An 11,519-nucleotide genomic window follows, 5' to 3' on the forward strand; every position below is an offset into this window, starting at 1 on the left:
AAAAGGAAGAAAGATAAAGTAGATAAAAACTTTTCTTTCTCTTAAAAGAATATGATATAATATTTTTCAATATAGGAGGCAAATATGAACTTAAGTGAATTGCGAGCAGAAGCTCGTCGTATCCAACGCCAAGCCAAGGGAATCTATGCACTCTTTTTAGTACCAATTGTGACTGCGATTGTTTCCGTTGTTTACAATTATTCTTCAGACACCTTGTCCAATAATATCTTACAATATGGTATCCAAAATACGGTTGTTCACGGGATCAATCGCTCATTGTTCCCAGTAGCGATTAGTTTTATAGTATCTTTCTTTTTAACTGCTGCCTTTTGGACCTTACTGGAAGTCATTCGTGGAAAACGGCAAGAAGTACACTTTGCAGATTCTATACGAACTTTTGATAGTAAAGTAATTGGTCCTGTTTTCATGACACTTTTGCTCAAACGTGTATTACTATTTCTGTGGAATATTTTCGTCTGGATTGGAAGCGGCATGATGATTCTGGCTAGTTTTAGTGTCATAAAACTCCTCCCCAATTCTCAAACTCTCTCACAAAATACTGCACTTCAGACAACTGTTGGGACATTGTTACTTTATATTCTCATCGGTTTTATTTTGATGGTAATCGGTATTATTATTGCACTTCCTCAATATTACGCTTATTCGCAAGTAGAATTTATTCTTTGTGACACATTAGAAAACCAGAGCTATGAGAGCGCCTTTAAAATTATTCGTACAAGCCGCCAGATGATGAAAGGATATAAAGGCAAGCGATTTGTACTTGATTTAAGTTTTATTGGCTGGTACTTGCTAACTGCTATTACTTTGGGGATCGCATCTATTTATGTCTATCCCTACGTTTATACAGCTCAAACTCTTTTCTATGAAGCTGTGCTAAAGGAACAAGATCAGACTCCAATTTTTTATTAATTTCTTGCATGAAACAATTGGCAATCCAACAAAAGACTTGAACGAACTGTTCAGGTCTTTTGAGTTGTATCCATTTTTCGTAAAGTGATTCAGCTCAAGTGTCATATTGCAAACTTTACATGAAAAAAGCCACCAATGGGTGACTTTTATTAGGGAGATTATTATGAAAAAGTTTAGGATTTCTATCAAATAAAGTTAGGAGGTCTTCATTTGATAAACATAGTATAACCAAGTTAGCTTAAATCAACCTTAATTTTTAGAACAAATTGATATTTTTAGAAATTTTTTGAAAAGCATCTTCCAGCGAAACCTGATCTGTAAATATCGCTTCCTCCCAACCCAAGAAATCACATTCTTTCCACCAACGTTTCATATCAGCTGGACTAAAGTCTGCTTTCTTGTTTCTCGTTTGGTGACGGCGAACTGTCTCTTCAAATGTTAAATCATAATAGTAAGATAGAACTTTTGGATAAAAGAGAGTATGCAATTTTTCTAGCATTTGCCCATAAATATCTGTTTCATAAAAACCTTCAATGATAACCAACAAATCTCGCTCATAGCCATAGCGGGCGATCGTTTCTGTCAAAGAAATTGACAGATTGTCCGGCTCGACTTTTTCTTTCAGCATGTCACGCCGAAAGACATCTTGAGAGATGACAAGCGTCCTTCGTCCATAATACTCTTGCAATTTTTTTGCCAGACTTGTTTTTCCTGAACCAGAATTGCCTCTGATAATCACCAACGTTGTCATTTACTCTCCTAAAATCAGACGGGTATGCTCCCGCTTGATACAGCGGTTCATGACAATATCATCGTGTCCAGCTGCACGAAGGATTTGCTCGGCTTCTTCATTTTCCAAGTCTAATTGTGCCCAGAAAATCTTAGCATTCGCTTGCAGAAAATCACGCGCCACATCTGGCAGGAATTCGCTGCGACGGTAGACATCAACAATATCCACCGAGAAAGGAATGTCCTTGAGACTGGCATAGACGGTTTCGCCTAGAATTTTCCCGCCGGCTGCTCGCGGATTGACCGGAACAATCCGATAGCCCCGTTCTTGCATCTCCTTGGATACACGGTGGCTGGTTGCCTCTTTACGATCTGACAAACCAACCACTGCAATCGTCTTACTGTTTTTTAAATACTGTTTGATAACCCCGTCGCTGGGATTTTTGAAATGATAGGTCATAAAATTTTCTCCGTAATTTTTATGTATTGTGAGTCATGCTGATCCTTTTGAATCCGAAACACAGCTATAAACACTAAGAAGCCAAACGACGCAAGAACTTCTCGCTGTCCTTATGAACTTAGCACCTTGCTTTTATTTGGCTTCATACCAGGTCTTGCCAGCACTTTCGTCCGCTTTCAAGGGTACAACAAGTTCAATGGCAGATTCCATGATGTCTTTGACCAGCGTTTTAATAGCGGTCAGTTCGTTTTCAGGTACTTCCAGCACAATTTCATCATGAACTTGCAGCAACATTCTGGTTTTAAAATTCCCATCTATCAGAGCTTGGTCCAGTCGAATCATTGCAATTTTAAGAATGTCTGCGGCTGAGCCTTGAATCGGTGAATTGATAGCTGTCCGTTCCGCAAATCCTCGGACATTGAAGTTACGAGAATTGATATCCGGGATCTCCCGACGACGGTGAAAGAGAGTTTCTACATAGCCCTTGTCTCTTGCTTCTCGCACTACATTTTCCATATAGGCCTTGATACCCGGATAGCGCTCAAAATAAGTATCAATATAGGACTTCGCTTCCTTACGACTAATACCCAGATTGTTGGCAAGTCCAAAGTCAGAAATTCCGTAAACAACACCAAAGTTAACAGCTTTGGCATTGCGGCGGTCATTTGGTGTCACATCTTCTGGCTTTTCAATACCAAAAACCCGCATGGCTGTTGAAGTGTGAATATCTGCCCCGTGTCTGAAAGCCTCAATCAAATGCTCATCACCTGAAATATGCGCCAAAACCCGCAACTCAATTTGCGAATAATCGGAGCTAAGTAAGACACTGTTCTCCCACTCTGGCACAAAAGCCTTCCGAATCAAGCGCCCTTGCTCTAGGCGGATTGGGATATTTTGCAGATTAGGGTCAACACTTGATAGGCGTCCTGTCTGAGTCAAATCTTGAAGATAGCGAGTATGAATCTTTCCGTCCGCTAGAATCCAGTCCTGCAATCCCATGACATAAGTCGACTGAATCTTAGCAATTTGCCGATAGTCCAAAATCTTCTCCACAATTGGTGCGATTGGTGCCAAACGTTCCAATACATCTACTGCCGTAGAGTAGCCCGTTTTGGTTTTCTTAGTAAAAGACGTTGGCAAACCTAGTTTTTCAAAGAGAATACCCCCCAACTGTTTAGGCGAATTAATGTTAAACTCCTCACCAGCAAGCTCATAGATTTCCTGAGTTAGCCGAGTCAGAATTCTCTCATTTTCAGCCTGCATAGTTTGCAATGTTTCGCGTTCTACTTTGATACCAGCAATCTCCATTTTAGCCAGCACAAAGGCTAAAGGTTGCTCCATTTCGTACAGTAGATTGAGTTGGTCATGCCGACATAGCAAGTCTGTCATAGGCTTTTCCGTTTCAATGAGAACTGTGACTTTTCTGGCTAAATGACTCAGTAAAATAGCTTTTTCAGGCAGTGCCCGCTTAGCGCCTTTCCCATAAACCGCCTCATCTTCGGCGAGTTTGGTCTTGCCATAAAGACTAGCAATTGTTGCGATTTCATTGTTATCAACGGTTGAAAGAAGGTACTTAGCTAAACGGCTATCAAATGCAGGTCGCGAAAGCTCAATGCCTAAGCGACTGAGCAAGACCTTGGAGCGTTTAAAATCATAAACCTTGAGGGCTGTGTTTTCCAAAAATTCTTTGAAAGCTGGTTGTTGCAAGAGACTGATGTCCTGACTGGCATAAATCTGCCGTGCATTCCCCCAAGCAAAGCCCACCATCTCGTCAATGTGGTAATTGTCACCCAACATTTCAAAATAGAAAAAATCATCTTTACTGAGCATTTCTGGACGGACTTCCGTCACTTCCTCAAAAGCAATGTCAGTCTCCTCTTCTGGCTCTGCTTCTGTTTCTAGCGCTTGCTTAAATTGCTTAAAGCCCATTTCATCGTAAAATCTGCTTAATTGTTTGATATTCGGACCTTGATAGAGAATATCTTCCAAACCAATTTCGATTGGGGCTTGGGTATCAATGGTTGCAAGTGTTCTAGATAAGAAAGCAATGTCCTTGTCATTGATAAGATTTTCCTTCATCTTAGACTGCTTCATTTGGTCAATGTTGTTATAAATACCTTCCAGAGAGCCATATTCCAAAAGAAGCTTGAGTCCCGTTTTCTCACCGATTTTAGTCACTCCAGGGATATTGTCTGAGGAATCGCCCATAAGAGCCTTAAGGTCAATAAATTGTGTGGGTGTAATTCCCATTTTTTCCATGAGGTAGGCTGGTGTGAATTTCTCGAACTCAGCCACACCTTTTTTAGAAATTTCCACAATAGTATTATCATCGGCCAGCTGGATCAAATCCTTGTCTCCACTCACGATTGTCACATCGTAGGAAACAGCCGTGTTTTCAGCCATTTTATCCAAAGTACCGATAATGTCATCTGCCTCATACTGATCCAAATCATAATAGCAAATACCCAGCTTATCTAGCATTTCGCGAATAAAAGGCAGCTGCTCACGAAATTCCTCTGGCGTTTTAGCCCGACCACCCTTGTAATCAGCATACATCTCTGTCCGAAAGGTAGTCTTTCCCGCATCAAAAGCCACCAAGATATGAGTTGGCTGTACACGTTCTATCAAGTGATTCAGCATAAGATGGAAGCCGTAAATGGCATTGGTGTGAAGCCCAGACGGACTCTTGAATCGGTCAATTTGATTATACAGTGCAAAAAAAGCACGAAAAGCGACGGACGAACCGTCAATCAACAGTAATTTATTCTTGTTTTCCATAGGTTTATTATAACATGAAACCAAAAAAATTTTTTGATTAAGGATAATGGCAGCACACAAAAAGCCTAAGAAAATTTTCTTAAGCCTTTATACTATTTTGATACAACAACTTCTCCAAATGTTTCACTGCATCTGCAAAGTAATCCACTACATACGTAGCTGCTTCTTGGACGGCCTTCGGAGCATGCGCCATACAGTAGGAAATATCGGATTTTTCAAAGACTGCAAACTAACTAATAAAAATAAAGAATGAGATAACCCGAAATGTTCATTTTTCTAGTCTATCTCACTTTCATTTTATAAATCTAATACAAGCGAAAAACTGCTACCTTGTCCATACTCACTTTGCACGAAAATATCACCACCCAATTGGCGTGCCAATTCACGTGCAATATAGAGCCCTAGACCGTGCCCGCCAGTTTTCATATTGCGAGAAGATTCTACCCGATAAAGTCGTTTAAATATTTTCTCCAAATCCTCTGACTTAATGCCCTGACCTTCATCTGCCACCGTTAAAGTCAAGCGCTTATTGTCAACCGCCGCATCAATAGTAAGCTTAGTGCCTGCTTCTGAATACTTAAAAGCATTGCTGACCAGATTGAGAATAATCCGTGACAGCTTATCATAATGACTCACGATTTTGGCTGATTCTGGCTGCACCGAAATCTGAATATCTCGGTCTTCTTTAGCAATCACCAATTGGAACTCCGACATAATATCAATCAAGAGCTTATCAAGGAAAATCTCTTCTTTTTCAAGCGGTACATCTGGCTGATTCATCGTATTCAAAGTGATAAAACTTAGCTCCTCGACCAGCTTATTCAACCGATCGGTCTGCCGACTGATGGTTTTGAGATAATACTGCTGCTCATCTGCCGCAATCACACCATCCAACATTCCTTCGACAGTTGCCTGAATGGATGTTAAAGGCGTTTTAATATCGTGTGAGAGCTGAGCAATCATCAAGCCTTTTTCTTTTTCACTTTCTTCTAAAGAGGCAAATGTGTTTTGCAAATCAGTAGACATTTCATTAAAAGCATCTGCTAATTCTTTAAATTCTGTTGGATTTTTAATTGTATTGACCGTTTCAAACTTCTTATCTGAAATACCTTTGATGAGCTGTTTTAATTTATCCAAAGAGAGAAAGACACGACTCAACAGCAAAAGGCTAACCAATGCCCCTGTAATACTAGCCAGAATGCTAATACCAATAATAAAATAAATATCACTTTTTGAAATCAGCATGGTGTTGACAGACCAGATGATTGCAACAACCGTGATCGTTGTGGAAATGAGGTATCCCACAATAATAAAGTGTTTTAATTTCATTTTAAACCTCTATCTTATACCCTAAGCCCCAGACGGTCTTAATCGTGGGTGTTTTTTCTGTACTGTATTTTGCTAAATCTTGCCGCAAGGCATGAATGTGAACATTCAACGTATTTGTATCATCTACAAAATCTTCTTGCCAGACTTTCTCATACAATTCTGTCTTAGAAAAGACCCGCTGAGGATTGCTGGCCAAAATCCATAGCAACTCAAAAGATTTAAGGGTCATTATCAATGGTTGTCCGTGAACTGTCACTTTGCGTGTTTCATAATTTATCTCTAAATCTCCTAGTTGGAGTTTTTCATCTGCTCCCGCACTACGGTGAATGCGACGTAGGATATTATTGACCCGTAAAACCAATTCCCGCGGACTAAAAGGCTTGGTAATAAAATCATCCGCACCCATACTGAGGGAATAAATTTTATCCGGTTCAGATGTTTTAGCAGTGATAAAAAGGAAAGGTTGGTCTGGAGCAAGATATTGTACTTCCCCAATCAGATCATAGCCATCCATATTAGGCATCATAATATCTGTAATTATCAAATCAATTGAATATTTCTGAAACAACTCTAAAGCTTCTTGTCCATCATGCGCCACATTGACTTCATAACCTGCCTGTGTTAAATAACGCTTGTTAATCTCGGTAATCTCTACTTCATCATCTACTAACAAAATTCTCTTCGTCATTTTCTTACCTCTATTGTGAAAAATAGTGTTATACCACGAAAAAGTATAACACTATTTCTATACTTGATTCAAGCGTTATTGCTCACAAATGCGAGAATTACTTCTTTTCTCTGCGTTTCATGCCAACAAGTGCTAAAATAGCTGCTGCACTTAGGCCAAGAAGTCCTAAAACTGTTAAACCAAGAGAGGATTTTTGACCTGTATTAGGAAGCGATTTTTTACTTGCCCTAGCTTGTCCACCTTTTGAAGTTGTTGCAGAAGGTGTGCCGCCTTTATTTGAATGTTTGCTTCCGTCATGATCTGCTTTTTTACCTTGGTTTTGTGCCTGACCATTTTGACCTTGTTGGGATTGCCCATTAGAGTCCGCTTTCTTTTCACCTTTTAGGTTAATCGTCACAGATTTCGTCGCAATGACATTGTTCAAGTCTGCTTTACCGTCTTTAGTTGCACCATAAACTGTGACTGTTGCTTTATAAGAATGCGTTCCATTAGCTTTCAATTGTTCTAACAAAGCTTTATCTTGCTTACCCGCCACATTGCCATCTAATGAAACTTGATAGAAATATTGGCCTTTGCCTAGACCTGCAAGTGGTAGGAGACCTGCATGGTTTGCTTTACCATTATCTGACCACGGTGCGCCATTTGAGGATTTCAACAAGAGACGGGTTAACATACCGTCACCACCGAAGAGCTCGTACGGAATGACTTGGTTGACACCAGCTGTAAATGGTCCTGGATAGACTGCATTTGTTAAATAACTTGCAGGAACATCAATTTTATCTTTGATGTTATCTGCTACGGATTTTTTCACTTGGTCAGCAGTCGTAGTGCCGTTCAGATTCAAGTTCACTTGACGTGTTGCGATGACATTGTTCAAGTCTGCTTTACCATCTTTGGTTGCACCATAAACCGTTACCGTTGCGGTATAGCTGTGTGTGCCATTCGCTTTCAGTTGATTCAAGAGAGCTTTACCTTGTTTGCCGGCTGCCTTACCATTGAGTGACACTTGATAGAAATATTTGCCTTTTGGAATATTGGCAAAGGGTAGTAAGCCGGCATGGTTTGCCGTGCCATTATCTGACCAGGGTGCCCCGTCGGAAGATTTCAACAGGAGACGTGTTAACATACCGTCACCACCGAAGAGTTCGTACGGAATGACTTCGTTCACGCCTGCCGTAAAGGGACCAGGGTGGTTCGCGTTGGCTAGGAAAGAAGCCGGAACATCTGTACTGCCCTTGATATTATCCGCTATAGATTGCTTAGCTTGAGCAAGAGATGGATCTTCTTGCGCTTTTTGACCATTCAAATTCAGATTTACTTGACGTGTTGCGACAACATTGTTCAGGTCTGCTTTACCATCCTTAGTTGCACCGTAAACTGTGACGGTTGCGGTATAGCTGTGCGTACCGTTGGCTTTCAATTGATCCAAGAGCGCTTTGCCTTGTTTGCCGGCTGCCTTACCATTGAGTGACACTTGATAGAAATATTTACCTTTTGGAATGTTGGCAAAAGGTAGTAAGCCAGCGTGTTTTGCCGTGCCATTATCTGACCATGGGGCGCCATTTGAAGATTTCAACAAGAGACGGGTTAACATACCATCACCACCGAAGAGTTCGTACGGAATGACTTCATTCACGCCTGCTGTAAAGGGACCAGGGTGGTTAGCGTTTTGTAAGAAGGAAGCTGGTACATCTGTACTGCCCTTGATATTGTCAGAAACGGATTGTTTGGCTTGAGCGAGAGATGGATCTTCTTGCCCTTTTGGAGTTGCTTCTTTTACAACCGTTTCTGTTGCTTTTTGAATTTCCTTAGCAGCCTCTGCAATCGTTTTGCCAACCTTGCTTTCTTTTGTAACTTCTTGTTTTTCTTGCACCTTTTTATCTGGTGTTTGAGTTGTTTTGCCAGACAAGTCTTGTGAGGTTTTTGTTGTACTTGGTGTTTCTTTCTTTTCAGCTGACGAGCTTTCTGTTTGCCCTACTTTCGAATCAAGTATGGATTTCCCAGATTCTGTTGGACTATTTGACGGGGTTGTCGTGACCACCTTGTTTTGCGTACCAACTTGGGCATTTACCGGATTACTAATAAGAATAAAGAATCCACTTGCCACAACTACGGAAGCAACACCTACACTTAACCGACGGATTGACCATCTTGTATATCTTTGATTGTCTGGACGATGATTTTTGTCAACCATATTATTTACTCCTTTGATTTATTTTTAATGGTTGATTAAAGTTTACCAAGCTCTTATTAACTATCCGTAAGACAAAGTTAAAGTTTTTCTTAAATAAGCATTATTTCTTGCTTATTTATAGAATTTTCACATGTTGTGATATACTAGATTACATGAACAACACCTATTATTTTGTCCGTCACGCACACTCAACCTATACACCTAACGAATGGACACGCCCTTTGTCACAAAAGGGACTCGCTTCCCTCTCACAATTAAAAATATTAGAGAATAAGCCAATCTCTGCTATTTATTCTAGTCCTTACCAACGAGCAATTGAAACGATTGAGCCTTTGGCACTAACTTTTGGACTTCCGATTCAACTGGATAAGCGATTGATAGAAAGAAAGCTAAGCAGTCAGCCGGTTTCCGACCAAACATTTGAAACTACACTCAAGCAACTTTGGCAAAATCCTGACAGTTCTCTTCCGAGCGGCGAATCAAATCTCATAGCTCAAAATCGAGCTCTATCATTTCTACAAGAATTAGAAGAAAATCACCAAGATGAACACATCATCATCAGTTCTCACGGCAATCTGATTTGTATCCTGCTCAGCTATTTTGATGGACAAATCCATTATGATTTTTGGAAACAACTGTCCATGCCCGCTATTTTGATATTAAAAGATGAAAAAGTATACTTGCAGTAAGATTTGAATTAACTTTATCTATCAGTCACAAATGATTTTTTCACTAGTGAAACTTCTAAACTATTCCTATTTAGTTTAGGAATTTTTATTTGACAAATGATTTTCCAATCACCTCAAGCTCTTATATAGTTTCTTTCGCGTTCGTTTCTTCCATAAAAATGGTTCTTGCTCTCCTTTGGTCTGCTCCTGATTCTCAAAACCGCTCCCCCCAAAAACTCGTAACTGAATTTTTGGATAAGTTCCGAATGTAAGCCTTGGTTCTGTCTCGAATAAAGTCTTGCGGTGACTCACCATTTAATCGTAATAAGTTCGTATGAGGTTGCCAGATAAAGTAATAAAAATCCCCTGTCTCCACCAACCGATAACATAAATAATGAACTCCTTGCTTAACCACCCAACTATCTACCAAATACAACAATCGTTTCCGATACAACATTTTCCTTCCTTCAAATATCTTCAAAGATGACGTTGAATAATAAATTGTTTCATGTTCTGTTTTCCGGACGAGAAGATAACTCCCTATCGGAGAATCCGTTGAATCCGTCGGAAAAATATAGAAAAAGACAATCGGCAAGAAGAAAAACAAAGTTGGATATAAGATAAAGACTGAAAACGCATGCCGTATCTCATGCCGAAAACTACGTTTGAACAAAAATGCCAACATACGAGACAAACTCACAGAAGTTACCACTAAAGTCAATACTGAAATCACACGAACTCTCAGCAACTTCCACACACGTTCCATATACTTTCTAAGAGAATGAAAAAGCCACATCATCCGAGAATGAAGCAACCTCTCTCTGATACAAGCAATACCGTTTCAAACGATTTCCATAAGTATGACTTTCCATATAAAGGATCAACCAAGCCAAAAACTTCTCTAACGCTAAGACCGTCCCATAATAAAAAGAAAAAATCTTCAACCCGTCTGGAACACTTTCCAGAAAATAAAATCCTATCAATGTCCGAATGATAAAAGTCAACGACAACACAATCACCATTAAATAACTGACAAAGTAAAAACCACAAACTTTCTTATCAACATAATGCGTCACCAAGATATATACATACACCGCCAACACAGCAAACAATAACTGAAAATACGGAATCCGATAGACCAACGTATAGTATAAATTAGATACTGTATTGATAACCTCATTCGTATCATCCTGAGCAAAATAAACCATAATCCTCGTCATCAATAAAGGAAAAGTAACATAGACACTATAGCGATAAAGAAAATCATGCTTGTGCAGACGCTTGCCTTTCTCATCTCTCGCTTGATAATAATGCATGCGATTCAAAAACAAATAAACTGGCAACGTAAAGTAGAACAAACCATTCATTACTCCCCGTCCAAAAGTGTTTGTTTCTGACATCGAAACATGCTCATCAATCGGTCGAAAACCTGTCTCTCGAATCTCACTAAACAATCTCTTGTCTACAACCAAACAATAAACCAAATAGAAATAATAATATGAACTAATCGTTATCCACAAAAAATGTTCTTGGTCCATACAATCCCTCCCACATGCTTTCATTTTAAGATAAATATAGTTATACCTGTTTTCAAACCATTTGTCTATATATTTTTGTCTCTTTTTGAGCATTAAAAAAAGCACGCAAATGAGACACTTTCCTAAAATGCGAAAGTTTCATTCGTGTGCTAGAGTTAGGTGGGAGAGTAAAAGCTAAGTTAGATGAAAAGATTGTAATAATTGA

10 protein-coding genes are annotated in these 11,519 nt (G+C 39.6%); 2 read left to right on the top strand and 8 right to left on the bottom strand.

All coding sequences use genetic code 11. The features are described from left to right. The first annotated feature begins 84 nt into the window (after positions 1-84). Positions 85-930, top strand: coding sequence for a DUF975 family protein (locus tag RG565_RS00810; RefSeq protein ID WP_247936847.1), 846 nt, complete (start codon positions 85-87; stop codon positions 928-930). A 256-nt stretch (positions 931-1,186) separates the two neighbouring features. Here the strand turns inward: RG565_RS00810 and RG565_RS00815 are convergent, their stop codons facing one another. From RG565_RS00815 to RG565_RS00845, 6 genes are all read right to left on the bottom strand, one after another. Beyond that, positions 1,187-1,681, bottom strand: a complete 495-nt coding sequence (locus RG565_RS00815) for a kinase (RefSeq protein ID WP_247936848.1) — start codon at positions 1,679-1,681, stop codon at positions 1,187-1,189. Further along, on the bottom strand, positions 1,682-2,119 hold the full coding sequence (locus RG565_RS00820; protein WP_037619291.1) for a CoA-binding protein: 438 nt from the start codon (positions 2,117-2,119) through the stop codon (positions 1,682-1,684). Between the two features lie 132 nt (positions 2,120-2,251). Then, positions 2,252-4,897, bottom strand: coding sequence for a DNA polymerase I (gene polA, locus RG565_RS00825; protein WP_247936849.1), 2,646 nt, complete (start codon positions 4,895-4,897; stop codon positions 2,252-2,254). A 297-nt stretch (positions 4,898-5,194) separates the two neighbouring features. After that, a complete protein-coding gene (locus RG565_RS00835) occupies positions 5,195-6,226 on the bottom strand; it encodes a cell wall metabolism sensor histidine kinase WalK (RefSeq protein WP_247936850.1) in 1,032 nt (343 codons plus the stop codon). A 1-nt stretch (position 6,227) separates the two neighbouring features. After that, a complete protein-coding gene (locus RG565_RS00840; protein ID WP_221739136.1) occupies positions 6,228-6,914 on the bottom strand; it encodes a response regulator transcription factor in 687 nt (228 codons plus the stop codon). A 97-nt stretch (positions 6,915-7,011) separates the two neighbouring features. Then, complete coding sequence (locus tag RG565_RS00845; protein WP_247936851.1) at positions 7,012-9,108, bottom strand: SSURE domain-containing protein; 2,097 nt, start codon at positions 9,106-9,108, stop codon at positions 7,012-7,014. 152 nt (positions 9,109-9,260) lie between these two features. Here RG565_RS00845 and RG565_RS00850 point away from each other — a divergent pair, with 152 nt between their 5' ends. Continuing rightward, the gene (locus RG565_RS00850; RefSeq protein ID WP_247936852.1) at positions 9,261-9,797 is read left to right on the top strand and encodes a histidine phosphatase family protein; all 537 of its coding nucleotides are present in this window, start codon (positions 9,261-9,263) and stop codon (positions 9,795-9,797) included. A 193-nt stretch (positions 9,798-9,990) separates the two neighbouring features. Here the strand turns inward: RG565_RS00850 and RG565_RS00855 are convergent, their stop codons facing one another. Both RG565_RS00855 and RG565_RS00860 read right to left on the bottom strand, forming a co-directional pair. Continuing rightward, positions 9,991-10,542, bottom strand: coding sequence for a hypothetical protein (locus RG565_RS00855; RefSeq protein ID WP_247936853.1), 552 nt, complete (start codon positions 10,540-10,542; stop codon positions 9,991-9,993). A gap of 7 nt (positions 10,543-10,549) precedes the next feature. Further along, positions 10,550-11,314: a hypothetical protein gene (locus RG565_RS00860; RefSeq protein ID WP_247936854.1), complete on the bottom strand. Its 765-nt coding sequence runs from the start codon at positions 11,312-11,314 to the stop codon at positions 10,550-10,552. Positions 11,315-11,519 lie beyond the last annotated feature (205 nt).

This window comes from Streptococcus sp. IsoGale021 (genome assembly GCF_031142795.1).
Taxonomy (GTDB): domain Bacteria; phylum Bacillota; class Bacilli; order Lactobacillales; family Streptococcaceae; genus Streptococcus; species Streptococcus hominis.

What these genes read in the sequence shown, in the direction of transcription:
- RG565_RS00860 (WP_247936854.1), bottom strand. Translation starts at nt 11,314, where the DNA reads ATGGACCAAGAACATTTTTTGTGGATAACGATTAGTTCATATTATTAT.
- RG565_RS00840 (WP_221739136.1), bottom strand. Translation starts at nt 6,914, where the DNA reads ATGACGAAGAGAATTTTGTTAGTAGATGATGAAGTAGAGATTACCGAG.
- RG565_RS00815 (WP_247936848.1), bottom strand. Translation starts at nt 1,681, where the DNA reads ATGACAACGTTGGTGATTATCAGAGGCAATTCTGGTTCAGGAAAAACA.
- RG565_RS00835 (WP_247936850.1), bottom strand. Translation starts at nt 6,226, where the DNA reads ATGAAATTAAAACACTTTATTATTGTGGGATACCTCATTTCCACAACG.
- RG565_RS00845 (WP_247936851.1), bottom strand. Translation starts at nt 9,108, where the DNA reads ATGGTTGACAAAAATCATCGTCCAGACAATCAAAGATATACAAGATGG.
- polA (WP_247936849.1), bottom strand. Translation starts at nt 4,897, where the DNA reads ATGGAAAACAAGAATAAATTACTGTTGATTGACGGTTCGTCCGTCGCT.
- RG565_RS00810 (WP_247936847.1), top strand. Translation starts at nt 85, where the DNA reads ATGAACTTAAGTGAATTGCGAGCAGAAGCTCGTCGTATCCAACGCCAA.
- RG565_RS00820 (WP_037619291.1), bottom strand. Translation starts at nt 2,119, where the DNA reads ATGACCTATCATTTCAAAAATCCCAGCGACGGGGTTATCAAACAGTAT.
- RG565_RS00850 (WP_247936852.1), top strand. Translation starts at nt 9,261, where the DNA reads ATGAACAACACCTATTATTTTGTCCGTCACGCACACTCAACCTATACA.
- RG565_RS00855 (WP_247936853.1), bottom strand. Translation starts at nt 10,542, where the DNA reads ATGGAACGTGTGTGGAAGTTGCTGAGAGTTCGTGTGATTTCAGTATTG.